The sequence below is a fragment of the Oleiphilus messinensis genome (assembly GCF_002162375.1).
Lineage (GTDB): Bacteria > Pseudomonadota > Gammaproteobacteria > Pseudomonadales > Oleiphilaceae > Oleiphilus > Oleiphilus messinensis.
In genome coordinates this window covers 255,866-273,433 of record NZ_CP021425.1, presented here as the reverse complement: position 1 = coordinate 273,433, position 17,568 = coordinate 255,866, and the positions used below count along the sequence as shown (strand labels likewise).

Here is a 17,568-nt window from a genome sequence, read left to right as displayed (position 1 = left end):
AGAAACGGACTGTAATTCCATAATCTGGGTATACAACTTTTTCCACAATCTTCACAAACAACCTTGTCCATACTTGTCCCTTTTAAATTTTATACCCTGCTCACAACATTTAAATGAAATGCTCGACTTCGCGCCACCCAGCGTGCCCGAAAATTCCACCCGCTCATTATTCGCATCTAATGTAACTGCAACGGACTGGTAAATAACACCCTACGCTGGCTTCCTGATACCTGTGATGCCATGGTATCGCCCTGAATAACAAACTGGAACCCGAATTTTTAGACACTACCGTGTGAGATATCTCTGCAATTCATGTAAGAGATTGCTGCTTTGCAGGAAACCCGGTAGCAAATTCGCCCGTATCGGCTAGTTTTAAACGCATTATCAGGGAAATAGAACACTATGAAAAAACTACTCATGATCGTAGCATTGATCGGCGTTGCGCTCTGGTACAAAAATGGTGGATTGACGTCCAATAATGCGGGGGCGTTCAGTGCTTCGAATACACCGGAGATTTGGCTTTTTACGTTTAACCAGTGCGGTAAGCCCTGTAATGATGCGGTGTCGGATCTTGAGAACCGGGCAGCGGAGTATACACATTACAAATTGGATGATGGTGAAGAGGTTCAATCACTATGGTCTGAAATGGGCGGTAAAACACTGCCTTTCTACGCTATTGGTAACCAAACCAGTAACGGTTTTTTCCGCTCGGATATCGCCTCCAAACTGGCACAATCATTTGGTGATGAGTACCTGACCCGGCAGGAAAAGCAGTATATGGAGAATCACTTTTACAGTGATGGGCAAGCCAAAGTATATATTTACGGTGCCAGTTGGTGCCCTTACTGTAAGAAGCTCAGAGAAACCTTGGAAGCGAAAAACATCGACTATTATGAGCTCGATGTGGAAAAAGCGAGCGACCGAAAGGCCATCATCGAGACCATGCAGATTGCCGGTTATCCAACGGTCTATGTAGGCTACAAGCGGATTCAGGGCAAGCTGGACCGGATAATGGATCAAATCGTCGAAAACATTTAGTTTGCTCTGAGTTTATTCAAACTCATCATACCCCGGAAGGCGCTCCGCCGGATCATACCAAGCCGCTTTCTGAGAGAGCCAGATATGAGATCGAGCTTGCACTTCGGGGTTGGAATCCAAAGACCCCAAGCGCAATATAATGTGCTCGGTGTTTTCCCGCTTGGCATAAATCTGGGTACCACAGTGCTTGCAGAAGTATCGTGTTTTACCCGGGGACGATTCGAAAAACGACAACTGATCCGCGCCTGATAACCTGAAATGTTGATCCTGAACTGATGCGACACTGGAAAATGCCGCGCCGTGGGCTTTACGACAGGTTTGGCAGTGACAGTGCACAATATCGCCCATGCCACCGCTTATCTCGTAAGTTATCTTCCCGCATAAACAACTACCTGTAATCATCACGAATTCTCCCCTTAAGGCGGTGATCTGAGCCGAACGTCCTGAGACTTTTTTAGTTTTTCTGATAACGAAGTCATTTTTTAGACTGCGTTAAAAAACACTTGAATTTTAGCAAGCACCCGTGCCACGGGCCAGACAGGATAACCCTATTGGCAGAAGGCAATTTCGTTTCACTTATATGACAATAACATCATATTTCTGAAATACGACTGCAACATTCTTTCGGTAGGTTGCCGACTCTGATCACCACCGAGAGCAGAAAAGTGAAAGCTAAATATCTAGGTTCAGTCTTATTATCAGCCGGGGTTTTATCAGGCAGTGCCTTTGGGGCAGATGCTGACTTGGCCTCGTTAGAGAATATTTCTCAGGAGCTCGTGGAGATCCGCCAGGACATCGCCAAGCTGCATGACGACATTCGTTTCGAAAAGAGTCGCTTCAATGACCAGCTCCGCTCCTACTCCAATCAGAAAAGTGATTTGGAAGTCAAAATTAATCGTTCCGAGCTCAATTTAAAAGAACTGCAACGAGAACTTGGGATACTCAAGGAAAAGAACGCCGAGAAATTTGAAGCGTTTGACAATGTAACCCCCGTACTGGAAGACGCCATTGCGCAACTCCGCACAATCGTAGAAGGCTCTTTGCCTTTCAAATTGAGCGAGCGTTTACAGGCACTGGATGACATCAAACATCGTTTGCAAACGAATTTGATTTCACCAAACAAAGCTGCCAATCAGCTTTGGGCTTACATTGAAGACGAGCTCATTCTGGGCCGGAGTTCCGGAATCTACAATGAATCCCTGGAAGTCAACGGTGAAGCAAAACTGGTTAAAGTGTTGCGAATCGGCAAAGTCGCCATGTTCTACAAGAGCCAGGACGATGGTTATGGCGTTCTCAAGCAACAACAGGGCAACTGGGTGAAGCAGGCGGTTACGGATAAACAACAGGTTATCGATCTGGATGGATTGTTCGACGCGTTCAACAAAAACATTCACAACGGCCTGTTCACAGTACCTAACTTTATTCCACAAAGTTAATCACTTACCCGTTAACAGACGAAAGAGTTAACATGCATAATTTACTGCTTCTCCTCATTGTTTCGGTTTCTGTTCTCAGTGTCTCGCCCCGCGGCCAGGCTGATGAACTGGAAAAAGCTTACCAAAAAGAATACGCCTATCTGGTTGCGGAGAAAAAGGCGCTGCAAAACCGGCTGACGGAATTAAAGACGTCACAGCAATCGGTATTGCGAAAGATCAAAGGTGAAATTGATCAACTGCAAAGTCAGTACCTCGGCCAACAAAATCAAGTTGATCGCACCAACCGCCTGATCGCCGACGCATCCCGGGATGTTGATTTCAATGAAAACGACAGCCTGATACTAGATACCACTTTGATTCAAGCGAAAGAAAGCTTGAGCAAACTAGATCAGGATCTGGATGAATCTGCCCCCACAGATCAGCAACTCAACGCCGCGATTACCGCTGCTGCAGAAGTTATTCGCAAGGATGGTACCGTTCAGCAGCAAGCCGGCGAGTTTTTCGCAGAAAACGGGAAACATGAGTCCGGCACCATTTACACCATTGGCCGAATTGCTCGCTACGGTGTATCCGATAACGCAGCAGGCGCGTTGGCCCCGGCAGGCGAAGGCAACTTCAAGATTTGGGATGCCAGCACCTTATCCAGCGCACAGGCACTTTCTGAGAATACCCAGCCCGAATCGCTTTCTATATTTCTGTTTGAAAGCCCGATAAAAGCCATCGAAAAGCAGGAAGAAAAAACCTTTATGAAAGAAGTCGATGCCGGTGGACTGATCGGCATGATTATTCTGGGTCTCGGTGCTTTCGGTGCACTTCTGGCGATTGTGCGCGTCATATTGCTGGCCATGTTCAGCGCCAATATTCAGGGTATCACACGCAAAATTGGTGATACGTTGCAGACCGGCACAATTGAAAATGCCCTCGCAATCTGCAAACGCAATATGAGCAGTGCCAGTCGCGTCATCGCTGCCACGCTGCGCAATCTCGACAAGGATCGTGACCATATCGAAGATATCATCAGCGAATCCATTTTGTCCGAGAACGCAAAAATCGACCGCTTTGCCACCACAATTATTGTGATTGCAGCGGTATCGCCTTTGTTGGGACTGCTGGGGACGGTCACCGGGATGATCAGCACCTTTGACATTATCACGGAATTCGGTACCGGTGATCCAAAACTGCTGTCGAGCGGGATATCCGAAGCACTGGTTACCACCAAGTACGGTTTGGTCGTGGCCATACCGATGCTGTTAATTGGCAACATGCTGACCAGTTGGGGTACCCGAACCAAGAATGATCTTGAACGTGCGGCTTTGCACATGATCAATAAACACAAAACTTCGGCCGCTCACGCCTGATACCCGAGCATAACGCGCTATGAATATTTTTCTGGAGCAAGGGACTTTAATGGAATATGTCCAGATGGGTGGCTTTGTCATGCCGCCCCTGGTACTGACCTCCGTGGTTCTGTGGTATGCCCTTGTTTATCGGCTGTTAACCATTCGCAAAGGTCGCCTTTCCCCCCGTGAGTTGGTTCGAAAGGGTCAAAAAGGGGAGATAACCGAAAATTCCATTACCGCCCGCGCTGCGGTTTTCGCACTACAGCAGGCGGAAAGAATACAAGATCGCCAAGCGCTCAAGTCTATTGTGAAGGAACAATTCAGCGAACTGCGGCTGGAAATCGCCCGACACAAAAAGCTGGTGCGCTCACTGGTCGCGGTAGCGCCGTTACTGGGCCTGCTGGGCACGGTGGACGGCATGATCGAAACCTTTGATTCACTGGCAGACATGGCGTTGTTCAGTCAGTCCGGTGGTATTGCGGGCGGCATCAGTAAAGCACTGTTCACCACGCAAATGGGATTAGCGGTATCCATACCCGGCTTATTGCTGGGCAGAGTCATCGAACGCAAAGAACGCAACATTTACCGTGAGCTGGATCAGATTCGCGATCTCGTTTGCGCAAATAGCACAGCAACAATTAACCGGTAACACATCAACGATGTGTTATGGAAACCATGTGGTATAGATACGATGCGGTATAGAAACGAAAGCGAAGACGAAGGCAATATCGATATTTCACCTTTGATCGACATGGTGTTTATTCTGCTGATCTTTTTTATGGTCACAACCACCTTCGTCAAAGACATGAAGCTTGAACTGGATCGCCCCTCCGCCTCAAGTGCAAGCGCAGCCTCCACCAAATCCATCCGGATCTTTATTGATAAATTGGGTGATGTATACGTGGACAATCAACCGGTTCGCATCTACAGCCTGCAGAGCAAACTGCGCGATATGCTAAGAACCAGCACCGACAAGTCCATTCTCGTCGTCACCGATGAGAATGTACCTGCGAAAGTGGTGCTCGAAGTGATCGACCAGAGCAAACTGTCCGGAGCCACCGATGTGGGTGTCGCGACTGAGCAGGAAACAGGAATTTAGAGTAACGCCATGTTGAAACGAACGCTTGCCGTATTCGCCGCACTGGCACTGCCCTACTTCACTTTCGTGTTGGTTATCGGGCTGAATGATTCCGACTTTGAACGGGACTTACAGGATAACCGCGCGGTAAATTTTGAAGTTGAAAAAAAAAAGCAGCTGGAAAAACCGAAGCCGAAGCCTAAAAAAGAGCCCCGCCGTCCCCAGACGAATGAAGCGCTACCCACACTCAAACCGGGTAATCTGGGGAACTCCCTCACCGGTTCGGGCCTGAGTTTCGGTGTCCCCCAATTCGATGAAGGCGGGTTCGCACAGTTCAAAGACAATGATCTATTAGGTGGTGGCACCGATCAGGCGATGGACAAAAGTACCGTAGATACCCCGCCCAAAGTCACGCGACGTTCACCCATTGTCTACCCCGAATTGGCACGAAAACAGGGGATTAGTGGTTACGTCACCATGAACGTCCTGATCAATGAAGATGGCAATGTCGAAGACGTTGAGGTCATCGATTCAAAACCTGTGGAAATTTTCGACCTCCAGGCCGACAGCACTATGCGTCGCTGGAAGTTTGAGCCCGCAACCTACAACGGGAAGAAAGTAAAAGTGTGGGCCACTCAAAAAATCGTTTTCAAGCTGAACTAATATGAAAATACCACCGATCAAACCGATTCTTATGGCCAGCGCACTCATCGCAGCAGTGAGTGCCCAGGCCGAGCAAAACGGTCAGGAAAAAATAGACTATGTCCAGCTGGGTGCGACACTGTTGCAGGACGGCTACGTGCAGCGGGCTAAAACCGTTCTTGAAAAGGTCGACATTCGCAAACCTGATTTTGACTATGTGACTTACTACACCTTGAAAGGTGTCATGAACCACGAATTGGGTTATCCGCTGGTATCCAACCGCTTCCTGGAACATGCAATCGCGCTGGGGCAAAGCAAAAAGTCGATTTATCTCTACATTGCCCGAAATCACTGGCAGGATTTGAATTACACCGGCGTGATTGAAGCTCTGGACAAAGCGGGAGAGGCTGCAACCAACAGCGAGCAGATGTTCGCGATAAAAGCCGAGGCCTATAAACAGCTGGGCCAGATGAAGCAGGCCTGGGCCACTTTGGATGCAGGCATCGCACACTTCCCCGATTATGCCCGTTTTTACAGTCAGAAATTTTATTACCTGCTGGAACTTGGCTATTTTCAAACTGCGCTGGAATATGCACAGCACTACCTGCAAAAACAGAACTATTCTGCCAAAGACTATCTCGCCATGGCGTTTGCATTGCGGGAAAACAATCGATTAATGGATGCCGCAGTATTACTCGAAGAAGGTGTCATCAAACATCCCGCCGATGACAAATTATTGGAAATGCTGGGACAGGTCTATATCGACCAGGAACAATACCTGATCGCCGCACTGGTGATGGATTGGGCATCGATCCAGTTTCCCCGTTTTGCCCACCGTGCCGCGACACTCTACCTCAAGGCCGGTGACCCGATTCGGTCTCTGCAGTTAAATCGACGGATCGGAGATCAAAAAGAGAAGTTTCAACAACGGCTCGGTATTGATATCGAACTGGAAGACTATGAATCACTTGTGGCCAAAACAGAGTCCCTGAAGCGCTACGATTTACTCAAGGACGACAACATTGTTTATGCCCTGGGCTATGCCCATTTCATGATCCGTAATTTTGACACCGCCAAGCAATATCTGCAGCGGATCAACGATAACCAACTGTTTACCCAAGCCTCGCAATTATTTCAGCAAATAGAGAAGTGTCAGGATGAGCCCATTGAATGTCGTTAGAGCGCTCCTCACTGTAATCCTGATCAGTCTCACCTCAGGCGTCAGTGCGGAAGATAATCTGTTTATATTCGTATTTAAAAATGGTGTGCCACAACCGCAAATTACCGTGCGGGTCGGTGATCAACAAATCGATACCAATGACTTTGGTCTGGCGAATTTTGATTTGCCCGCAGAGCATTATGAGGTCGGTTACTATCAAGGCAATGAGCTGTTCGCCGTGACCGAAGTCAGCCTGTTGAACAATTTGCAGAGCCAGATTTTCCTGGATCTTACTTCAGACAGTGGCGCAGAGGTTGATCTGGATTTGCCGCTGGGAAGCTATCAGCAGGACTTCGAGCAAGCTGAAGTCAAAGAACAGACGGGCCCCAAAGGCACCCTGCGACTGAAAGTCATCGACAGTGAGGGCAACGCCCCCGTCACCAAGGTCAAACTGTTCTTCAAAGGCTACAGCATTGACGCCGCCACCGATGAAAACGGGGTTGCCGAAGTGGAGCTTTCCGAAGGCAGCTACGATGTCTCCCTGATTCATCCAAAATATGTTATGCAGGTCATGCGTGATATTGAAATCCGTGCGGATGCCACAAGTGATCAAAGTGCCACACTGACTCAGGCGGATATCGTACTGGATGAATATGTGGTGAGCGCGCCCTTTGTTGAAGGCAGTCTCGCCTCCACTTTCACCGACCTGAAAGACAGCAATGTGCTGGGTGATGCGATCTCCAGCGAACAATTCAGCAAGTCCGGCGACTCATCCGCATCCGGAGCCCTTAAACGCGTAACCGGCATCACCATCGTCGATGGCAAATTTGTTTTCGTCCGGGGCCTGGGTGAACGCTACAGTACGGTGTTGCTGAACGGCTTGCACATCCCCTCTCCTGAGCCGACCAAGCGGGTCGTGCCACTGGATATCTTTCCGACCGGCGTTATCCAGAGTATGAATATTCAAAAAACCTATTCCAGTGACCTGCCCGGCACATTCGGCGGCGGTACGGTGTTGATTAACAGTAAGGATATCCCGAAAGAAGATAACTTTATTCAGGGTTCTTTCAGTGTCAGCATGAATGACTACACCAAAGAAAATGTCATGGTCAACACCGAGAATGACCGCCCTCTACCCCAGATTATCCTCGATCTCAGTGAGGATTTCGGAGTGCTGACGCAAGAGGTGAAACTCGGGGATCGTGTACTGGCAGAAGGCTTGACGGCGGAAGAGAAAGAACAGCTGAACTCTGCCATGGTCAACTACCGCGACTACGGTTTACACAAGAAAAAGCTGCAACCCGGCAAGAGCATTTCCATTACCACCGGACAGAGCTTCAAAACCAGTAACGGCTTGAAATACGGCTTCGCCGGTTCGATTTACCATAAGACCGAAGCAGGCTCCTCGGAAATTACCCAGGAAGAGTATGAATTCAATCAGGATTCAGGCGAGATACTGCACACCGAATCCAACAGTTTTAACGTCACCAAACTATCCGAGAAGTACGGTGGCCTGTTCAGCTTTGGCCTGGATAATCTCGATGGGCAGAAAGTGAAGTACACCTTTCTGCGCCTTAATCAGAATGACGACGTTAACAACGTGGGTGTCGAGGACGAATTGATTGAAGACCGGATCAGCCAACGCACCTTTTTGCAGTACACGGAAAAGACACTGACCAGCCACCAATTCAACGGTGAACATCACTTTTCAGGCTTCCTGCCAGAATCCTGGGACAGCAAGCATGATGGCTACTTCGATGATGTGGTGATCAGCTGGGGTGCCGAAACCGCGGATGCAACCCGCCTCGAACCGGGCACCTTTGAATACGAATATAAAGAAGCCAATGACCAATTTTTGCTGGATGCGAAAAAGTTATTTTACCTCTATTCCGATCTGGAAGATGAAGTGGACAACTATCGCGTCGACCTGAAACTGCCCTTTCGTTTGAATGGCCGGGACAACTATACCCAAATCGGCTGGTTTGACTATGAGAAAGCGCGAACGCTGGACAACAGACGCTTCAAAATAAAGTACTCCAACACCCGGGATCCCAGCCTGATCGACGAAGCGCTGACCCAGGTTAATGTCGATAACGGTACTATCGATATCTTGGACTCTTACAAACCTGATGATTTTTATACTGCGGAACAAACGGTTACAGCGTATTACATCAATCAGTTGATCTCCCCTATCAATGCCCTCGATATCAATTTCGGTGCACGTATGGAAGAATCAACGCAATCACTTCAGGTGGGCGCTGAGCAGGAAGCCTCAGAGCTGGAAACCGATGATGTTTTACCCTTCCTCGGGGCGACCTATCGCTTTGACGACGAGCATCAATTGCGCCTCGGAGCCAGCCAGACGCTGAGTCGTCCGGATTTCCGGGAGTTCAGTCCTAACCGGTTCAAAGACCCGCTCACCGGCAATATTATTTTCGGTTATGACAAACTGGAACCGACTGAAATCACCAACTTTGATATCAAATATGAATGGTTCCCGAGCTTTGATGAATTTATCTCCTTCGGCTTGTTTGCGAAGAAGTTCACCAACCCCATCGAAACTGTTCGAACCGTTGCCGACGTGGATATCGAAATCTCCTACCGCAATGCCAAAAGCGCTGAAAGTTTTGGTTTCGAAACCGGGTTCCGGAAGAACCTCTCCCCCTATTGGGAACAGCTCGAAAACTTCTTTATGGGCGGTAACTTCGCTTATATCAAATCCGAGATTGAACTGGATAAAGACTCACCGGAAAACGAAAACGATCAGTTTATCCCGTTCCTGACCAGTGAGAATCGCCCGATGCAAGGTCAGTCTCCGTATGTGGTGAACTTCCAGTTTGGTTATGACAATTTCTTCACCCGTCGCAGCGCGACTTTGCTTTATAACGTTTACGGAAAACGCATCTCCAGCCTGGGCATCAATGGTAATCCGGATATTTATGAACAACCGTTCCACCGCCTTGATTTTGTGCTCAAGTGGGGGTTGAACGATACCTACGATGAACAGGAAAAACGTATCGGCTATACCCTGACGTTCAAAGTGAAAAACCTGCTGGATAGCGAAATCGAAGAAATGCAGGGTGAGGAAACCACCACCAGCATCGAGCCTGGGCGGGAATACAGTTTGACCTTTTCGATGAAGTACTAGATATGATATCCACGCCATACCACCAAAGCGTTGCGAGCACTCGCACACGCTCGAAAGCAATAAGACCATTGCTCAGCAGCGTCCTATGGGTTGCCTTGGGCTGTGGCTCGGTTGCAGCGCTTGCGGCCTCTGCACCGGGCGAAAGCGAAACCGCCATCACCAAGGCACCTGCACTTGAAAACGGGAACATCATTGGCCGTCATATCTTTGGTCTGGCCCGTGATTTTCAAAATGATCCCTTAGCTTATCAGGGAAAATCACTGTTTTATCAGGCGCAACCTACAACACTGGCGGTACTGAGTGGTGATCAAAAACACGCCCTTTCGATATTCGATCACGAGATTGGCAGTGTCTATATTACTCATTACGACAAAGAAAATACCCTTCCTGTCGACACTGAAGCATTGCCACTTGAGGATATCGATGGCTTAAGCCGCCCTTCCGCGCCACAAATCACGCCGTGGAAAACCACAATGGTGAGCGAAACCACGCTCGTGAACACGGCAGATCCGGCATCATTTATTGATGAATTCAAATACTACTACAAAAACAAGCCCGATCTGGTTAACCCGTATAACTACGGCTGGCCCGCTGAAATCATCGTCCTGAACGCTCAGGGTGAAGCAAAAGTTATCAAGAACTTTGCAATGGGACGGGTATCGGCATCCCATATCGTCATCCTGCCGGATCAAAAAACGGTTTATATGCTCGACACCCTGCATTCCAACCATTTGTACGCATTTATCGCGAAGAATGCCGAAAGCATGGCGGATGGCACATTGTATGTCGTAAATACCCAGACGGATCAACCAGAGCTGGTTGAGCTCGGCGACCGGTCTGCACTCCGGGTTAAGTTCAAATTGCGCAAAGCTGACTTTTCCAGTTTTTTCCAGAGCAGCCCACCGGAACAAGGCAACTGTGCCACCGGCTTTAACGCCATCACGACCACCTTCGGTAACGAATGCGTAAAAGTGGTTAAAAAGAACGCCAAATACACCGGCTTTATGGAACCCATTCGCATGGCTGCAGTAAAGGGTGTGAACGGGTTGCCCGGAGAATTGCTGTCTATGGCTTATGACAGTACCAACAACCAGTTGATCCTGGAACGGAAGAACAAACCGGCAGTAAAATTTCCGCTTTTTGACAACCCGCAACGCAACACCCGCTTCAGCATTGAACCCGCGCAAGCGCAATAGGAGGCTATCATGCACAAGTATCTCATCACTCTATTGATGTTGATTTTCGCCTGTCAAAGTCAGGCACGAGATCAAATCAGAATCGTCGGTAGTTCTACCGTCTATCCGTTTGCCAGTTTTGTGGCAGAAGAATTTGGCAGTGTGTCCAGATATCCAACGCCAATCGTGGAATCCACTGGCACCGGTGGCGGTATGAAGCTGTTCTGTTCAGACAACAGCATGGATTCACCGGATATCACCAATGCCAGCCGTCGCATTAAAATCAAAGAGCTGGATTTGTGTCACCGTAATGGTGTCAAAAATATCACTGAAGTCATGTTTGGCTATGATGGTATTGTTATTGCCCAGGACAAGGACAATGCAGAGATGCCGCTGTCCAAGCTTGAACTGTTGCTGGCTGTGGCGAAAAAAGTACCAAATAAAACCAATGACGGCTTAATCGACAACCCCTACAAATACTGGAACGAAATCAACCCGAAGCTGCCGAAACGGGAAATCAAAATATATGGACCACCGGTAAGCTCCGGTACCCGTGACGCATTCGAAGAAATCGTACTGCAATATCAAACAGAAGAAATGAAAGTCTACCGGGATGCCGGACTTAAAGGCTATCGTTTCATTCGCACCGATGGTGCATTTATACCAAGTGGTGAAAATGACAACTTGATCGTTCAGAAATTAACCAAGGACAAAATGGCTTTGGGTATCTTCGGCTATAGTTTCCTGGCTGAAAACTCCGACTCCATCAAAAGTGTGGATATTGACAGCGTTACGCCAACAGCAGCAAACATTGCCAACAAAAGCTACCCAATCTCCCGCAGCTTGTTCTTCTACATCAAAAACGACCATAAAGAAACATTGCCCGCGATGGAAGAATACGTCGCAATGTTTATGGATGAAGCCATTATCGGAATGGACGGCCTGTTGACTGAAATCGGTTTGATCCCGATGGATACCGATAGTATAGAGCTGAACATGACCCGAGTTTCAGAAAACATCAATGTCTCTCAAGATGAGCTTGAAAAAGCAGCTGCGGCGCATTAAGCACAGCACCACGAGATATTGTGTTGGTTTGCAACAATCTGTGGACAAAGGGGGCTAAATGCCCCCCAAGATTACCTGATCTATTATTTGGTGACATCAATCTTAAAGTCGCTCTGAAGCTTTCCCCAATGCGCTCTAAGCCCGGCTTTGTGTGAGTCATCCATTGGTAGTCCAATAAGGGCTTCAGGCCACAATTTCCTGGCTTTAGCCATGGTGTCATCCAAGTGCGGCTTGATTGCCCTCCAGGGGATACCTGATTTATCCGCCCAGGTTTGAAAATGAGCCATGGTGACCACATACCACGCTTTAGTTTTGCCAAGGTTTAGCGCATATTGTGTCTCGTTTTCGATATAGACATTCGTGGTTACGATATCGTACGCAGGAGAAAGACGTGGCGTGGTCTTGTCTGGATACCAAAAGCTCCAATTTTTGAGATGCGCATCACCATTTGCCAAAAGAATATTCACCAGTAACCGCCTTGCGAACTGTTGAGTGTCAGCTAGCCCGTCACCAGAAAAGTTATAAATAACTTTACCGATAGCTTCATAATTTGCGGAAGTGTATTTTTCATGCGGATACTTCACCAGAATTTGCGCGAAGTCTTCCATGTGAATGCGCTGGCCGTCATCACGATCAAATCGCTTAATGGCAAAGGCTTGCTGTTCATCTGGAAGATTAATTTGAGGTAGATTATCAAGCTTATCGAGATCAACAAGCTTGATCTCAGGAATATCAACACCAACCAGCCCGGCAAGAGCCATGGCCGTGTATTCGTTTAGTGGTACAAACTTATGCTTTGTTGAAGGTGTTTTGATGATCCAATCACCCAACACACCACCTTTGGATATATTGTAACGCCCATCCTTTTCCTTCATCGAAAACTTCATTTGCACGCCAGCCAAGGAAAATCTGTTGTTTTGGGCGAGGTTATCGAATTTAACCGCCGCGGCCTTTCCGTGTGTGCTCAGTACATATTCAGGAACATCCTCTGGTTCCATGGGTATGGCTTCAATAGCCCCTGGCAAATCTCTACCAAGGTACGAGAAGATGTAAAACTCATTATCAACATGCACCTTCAAGCCCTGCGCTATCAACTCACGCAAGGCCCCCTCAGGTAACAAGTTTGATAGAACAGGATGCAGCCGCTGATTCCGTGACCACGGTTCTGCCATGATCTTGGCCGCATTCGGAAACTTGGGGTGAGTGATCAGACTGAAGGTCGGGCGCTCAGGGGTGTTCTGGAATGTATCCGAAATACTCAAGACATTGCGCCCATTTTTATAACCTGCGAGATACCCGATCAGCACTCCATGTATGGAGAGTCCTAATACACGCACTTCATCTTTTGTATTCGAGCTCACTCGTTTTCTCCCAGCAATCCTTGCCATGGATCATCGGCTAATGACTTACTTTCTTCTTTGACCGACTGACTTGGCTGAGTTGATGCCATGGTATCGTCAGCCAATACTGCCAGCACAGCATTTAACTTTTCCTGTGGTATCAGCAGCAATTCACTTTTCAGGCCTTTAGCAACCAGTTCAAGGGTGTCTAGGCGTGGATTGCCTTTCGATTCCAGTCGCTGATATTGTTGCCGCGACATACCAACCCGCAGCATCATATCGTGCTGCTTGAGTGCTAGCGCTATACGACGCTTTTTGATCTGTGCGAGTAGTGAGTTCATAATGAAACTAATACGTTGCTATTTAACAATAAGAAACATATTAGTTTCTTTTTGGAGATCAGGCAACATATACGTTGCTTTTAGGCTCCCCCCTGCCCTCATGGGGAGGGAGATAGCGCTCTAATAAAACTGACAATGCAAACCTCGCAACTTTGGACGGTGGCTCAGTCCGTCTAAAGTTTAAAGATCAATTCACAGACCCTAGGGTCTGTTGACGTTTCATATTTAGCCTCTGCCAGCGCTATTTTTTTGTCCAGTCAGGCGCTGCGAGTGTCGTGTAGTTATTCTACATCAACGAGCAGCAACGCATCGGGGCGAAAAAATAGCGCTGGCCCGAAGGGTTGAGCCTGAAATTCGCTCACTCCGCGTCACTCGTCGTTCATTTGGAATAACCAAACCACTCTCCTTATTCCTTGATTGAGCGAATTTCAGGCTCAACAGAGGTTAAATATGAAACGTCAACAGACCCTAGCCATAACTGAAATAATAATCGGCCTTTTCCACTTAATATTCCCACTCTTAGCATTCATTTCAAAACTGTCTATTTATCATACAGATAGTCCCATCACAAAAATGACACCGGGTACAAGTTTTAGAAAATCATTCACAGAACTGTAAAGCCAATGTAATAAACAAACGTTAGCGTGATGCCCCAAAACCCCATTCACTAGATTAGGATTCAGTAATGAACACAGAACTGCCGAAAAAACGATTGTTTAATTCAAGGAAACGTTTGCTTTCCGCTCTGATGCTTCCCCTGATGAGCGGCATGGCAAATGCAGAATGTACAACAGGTGATTTTTCTGCAGCAGAAGAATCGGTTCTGGGTGCGTACATCGCTTACTACGGTCGTCCTGCAGATCCAGCAGGATTGTCCTTCTGGGCAGGTGAACTGCAAAATAACGGCGGTGACCTGAGCGGCATTATCGAAGCGTTTGGTAACTCACCTGAGTTTGAAGAGCGTTTTGGCAGCCTGGAAGCACGTGAGCTGGTAGACAACCTGTTTGTTCAGTTGTTTGGCCGTTCCGCAGATGAAGCCGGTCTGAATTTCTGGGTAGAGCAATACGAGAATGGACTGTCTCTGCAAGCGATCTCTCTGGAAATTCTGGGTGGCGCACGTAACGATGACCAAACCATCATCAACAACCGTCTGTCTGTATCACAACACTACGTTGCAGGGCTGGACGGCAAAACCGTTATCACAGCGCCTTCCGGCAACGATCTGGCAGATCTGATTGCAGGTGTAACTGTCGACACAGCAACATCCAGCAGTGCTTGCTCTTCAGTAGATACCCTGATCGCACAAGCCACTACCGGCGGCGGCACGGGCCCGGGTACCGCATCTTACGTTGCTGAAAACAAAGAATTGAAAGGTGACTTCACCGAAAGCGTAACCCTGGAAAGTGGTGAAATTTACGGGATCGACGGCGAAGTAAACTTCCTGGAAGGCACGACGCTGACCATTCCAGCAGGTACCAAACTGTTTGGTATGTCTGGCAGTTCTTACCTGGCGATTAACCGTGGCGCAAAAATCATGGCGCAAGGTACCCGTGATAACCCAATTGTTTTCACCTCGGCAGAAGACATCGTTGGCACTGCAGGTCAGAACGATCAGGGTCAATGGGGTGGTTTGACCATTCTGGGTCAATCGACCAACAACAAAGGTGAGCGTACTTACGAAGCGGGTACTCAGAAATACGGTCCTAAAGATGGCGTAACCATCGAAGACGACAACAGCGGTGTACTGGAATACGTGATGATCAAGTACTCCGGCTTCGAAGTTGAAGTGGATAAAGAATTGAATGGTCTGTCCCTGGGTTCTGTGGGATCCGGCACGACCCTCAACAACATTGCAATCATCGGTTCTGCAGATGATGGTATCGAACTCTGGGGCGGCACGGTCAACGTAAATAACCTTTACGTTTACAACGCGGGGGATGACTCACTGGATACAGACCAGGGCTACACTGGAACGCTGGACAACGTATTGGTTCAACAAGTTGTCGTTGACGACGAAATCGACTCTCGCGCCATTGAAGCAGACAGCTTCGACGAAATTGAAGCAGGCGACCCAATTGCGATGCCAACGCTGCGTAATGCGACGCTGGATACCATTGGTCGTGCGATCCGTTTGCGTGAAGGGACTGGCTACGTATTCGACAACGTTCAGGTTAACGTAAAACAAAGCTCTGCAGATCCAGCATCTGAAAGCTACAACCAAGACATCGCGGCAATCCGTATCAGTGACGACGTCACCTTCAACGGTGCCAACATCATCGTTCTGGACGGTGGTCTGGGGATCAAAAACGAAGCGGTTGAATTGTCTGTAAGCGATTCAGCGGCCGGTGACATTACTGCAAACGGTCTGATTGCAAATGGTAAAGGTCTGTACCGAGACCAAGCGACTGCCGACTACTTCGCGGCATTGACCAACGTACACGCGACCGTGGGTATCTCTGGCGATATGGTTGACGAAGGTCTGTTGGACAGCGACGGCTCAGCATTCCAGGCAGAAGTGGCTTCCGACAACATTTTGGCTGGTGCTGACAAAGCGCAATTCGATTGGGCGATTCAAAGCTCTGAAGACAAGCCTGTTGAATTCCTGGAAGGTGACATCACTCAGGACATGACTCTGTCAAACGCAAACCAGTATGCAATCAACGGTGAAGTAAACGTTATTGCTCCAGCGACCCTGACCATCGAAGCGGGTACAACACTGTTCGGTGTGACCGGTTCATCTTACCTGGCAGTTAACCGCGGTGCGAAAATCATCGCTGACGGTACAGCTGCACAGCCTATCGTGTTCACGTCTGCACAGGATGTTGCAGGCCAGAACACCGGTGACGAGCAAGGTCAGTGGGGTGGTTTGACTATTCTGGGTCAATCAACCAACAACCGTGGCGAGCGCACTTATGAAGCGGGCACACAAAAATACGGTCCTATGGATGGCGTAACCATCGAAGACGATAACAGCGGTATCCTGCGCTATGTTGTCGTGAAATACTCCGGTTTCGAAGTTGAAAAAGACAAGGAACTGAATGGTATTTCTCTGGGTTCTGTAGGTTCTGGCACCATCATCGAAAACATCGCATCGATCGGCTCTGCTGATGACGGTATCGAGTTCTGGGGTGGCACGGTTAGCGTCAACGGTTTGTACATCTACAATGCCGGCGACGACAGCCTGGATACCGACCAGGGTTACACCGGCACAATGGAGAACGTTTTCGTTGAACAGAACATCGTTGATGACGAAGTTGATTCCCGTGTAATCGAAGCTGACGGCCTGAACGAAACGGACGTTGCTGAACTGATGTCCAAGCCTGTACTGGTTAACGCAATCCTGAATGCGAAGGGTCGTGCGATCCGCCTGCGTGAAGGTACCGGTTACGTTTTCAACAACGTTCAAGTCACCATCACCGATTCAACTGATGCAGATACTGCAGCTATCCGAATCAGCAACCAGAACACCTTCGATCAGGCTCAAATCGAGACTGCAGGTGCAGGTCTGGCCATCAAAAATACCGTTAACGCTTCTGCAATCTACCGCGATGCAGACACTGAGGCTTACTTCAATGGCCTGAGCAACGTATTTGTTGATGACAACACCACACTGGATGTAACGGAATACGATCGTAGCTGGATCCCTGGCTGGACCAAGTAATCGATCCCTTGCCAGTGTTCATTCACTGGCATTGAGTTCCCCGAAAACCCACCGTTAAACCGGTGGGTTTTCAGCGTTTACGGCAACAGCTAATTTTTACCGTATTCTTCAAATCAGTTTAAAGACGTTTAAGTGTCTTTCGAGG

14 protein-coding genes are annotated in these 17,568 nt (G+C 48.3%); 11 read left to right on the top strand and 3 right to left on the bottom strand.

Annotated features, from left to right (window positions below):
* Positions 1 to 402 precede the first annotated feature (402 nt).
* Positions 403 to 1,038, top strand: coding sequence for a glutaredoxin family protein (locus tag OLMES_RS01210; RefSeq protein ID WP_087459571.1), 636 nt, complete (start codon positions 403 to 405; stop codon positions 1,036 to 1,038).
* A gap of 12 nt (positions 1,039 to 1,050) precedes the next feature.
* On the opposite strand, the gene OLMES_RS01205 is transcribed toward OLMES_RS01210, so the two are convergent.
* Entirely contained in the window at positions 1,051 to 1,440 is a 390-nt protein-coding gene (locus tag OLMES_RS01205; RefSeq protein WP_087459570.1) for a GFA family protein, read from the bottom strand.
* 263 nt (positions 1,441 to 1,703) lie between these two features.
* On the opposite strand from OLMES_RS01205, the gene OLMES_RS01200 reads away from it, so the two are divergent.
* From OLMES_RS01200 to OLMES_RS01160, 9 genes are read left to right on the top strand one after another with little or no spacing between them, the layout of a single operon-like run.
* Complete coding sequence (locus OLMES_RS01200) at positions 1,704 to 2,474, top strand: DUF3450 family protein (protein WP_157678093.1); 771 nt, start codon at positions 1,704 to 1,706, stop codon at positions 2,472 to 2,474.
* A gap of 32 nt (positions 2,475 to 2,506) precedes the next feature.
* A complete protein-coding gene (locus OLMES_RS01195) occupies positions 2,507 to 3,832 on the top strand; it encodes a MotA/TolQ/ExbB proton channel family protein (protein WP_087459568.1) in 1,326 nt (441 codons plus the stop codon).
* Between the two features lie 19 nt (positions 3,833 to 3,851).
* Positions 3,852 to 4,463, top strand: a complete 612-nt coding sequence (locus OLMES_RS01190; RefSeq protein ID WP_087459567.1) for a MotA/TolQ/ExbB proton channel family protein — start codon at positions 3,852 to 3,854, stop codon at positions 4,461 to 4,463.
* 42 nt (positions 4,464 to 4,505) lie between these two features.
* On the top strand, positions 4,506 to 4,913 hold the full coding sequence (locus OLMES_RS01185; protein WP_087459566.1) for an ExbD/TolR family protein: 408 nt from the start codon (positions 4,506 to 4,508) through the stop codon (positions 4,911 to 4,913).
* 9 nt (positions 4,914 to 4,922) lie between these two features.
* Positions 4,923 to 5,555, top strand: a complete 633-nt coding sequence (locus tag OLMES_RS01180; protein WP_087459565.1) for an energy transducer TonB — start codon at positions 4,923 to 4,925, stop codon at positions 5,553 to 5,555.
* 1 nt (position 5,556) lies between these two features.
* A complete protein-coding gene (locus OLMES_RS01175) occupies positions 5,557 to 6,714 on the top strand; it encodes a tetratricopeptide repeat protein (protein ID WP_087459564.1) in 1,158 nt (385 codons plus the stop codon).
* Entirely contained in the window at positions 6,692 to 9,841 is a 3,150-nt protein-coding gene (locus tag OLMES_RS01170) for a TonB-dependent receptor domain-containing protein (protein WP_087459563.1), read from the top strand. Before OLMES_RS01175 ends, OLMES_RS01170 begins: the two co-directional genes overlap by 23 nt.
* A 2-nt stretch (positions 9,842 to 9,843) precedes the next feature.
* Positions 9,844 to 11,037, top strand: a complete 1,194-nt coding sequence (locus tag OLMES_RS01165; protein ID WP_087459562.1) for a hypothetical protein — start codon at positions 9,844 to 9,846, stop codon at positions 11,035 to 11,037.
* 9 nt (positions 11,038 to 11,046) lie between these two features.
* The gene (locus OLMES_RS01160) at positions 11,047 to 12,081 is read left to right on the top strand and encodes a substrate-binding domain-containing protein (protein WP_087459561.1); all 1,035 of its coding nucleotides are present in this window, start codon (positions 11,047 to 11,049) and stop codon (positions 12,079 to 12,081) included.
* 83 nt (positions 12,082 to 12,164) lie between these two features.
* On the opposite strand, the gene OLMES_RS01155 is transcribed toward OLMES_RS01160, so the two are convergent.
* Positions 12,165 to 13,442, bottom strand: coding sequence for a type II toxin-antitoxin system HipA family toxin (locus OLMES_RS01155; RefSeq protein WP_232465236.1), 1,278 nt, complete (start codon positions 13,440 to 13,442; stop codon positions 12,165 to 12,167).
* The gene (locus OLMES_RS01150) at positions 13,439 to 13,762 is read right to left on the bottom strand and encodes a helix-turn-helix transcriptional regulator (protein ID WP_087459559.1); all 324 of its coding nucleotides are present in this window, start codon (positions 13,760 to 13,762) and stop codon (positions 13,439 to 13,441) included. Before OLMES_RS01150 ends, OLMES_RS01155 begins: the two co-directional genes overlap by 4 nt.
* 685 nt (positions 13,763 to 14,447) lie before the next feature.
* Between OLMES_RS01150 and OLMES_RS01145 the strand changes: the two genes are divergently transcribed.
* Positions 14,448 to 17,423, top strand: a complete 2,976-nt coding sequence (locus OLMES_RS01145; protein ID WP_087459558.1) for a DUF4214 domain-containing protein — start codon at positions 14,448 to 14,450, stop codon at positions 17,421 to 17,423.
* Positions 17,424 to 17,568: the final 145 nt, after the last annotated feature.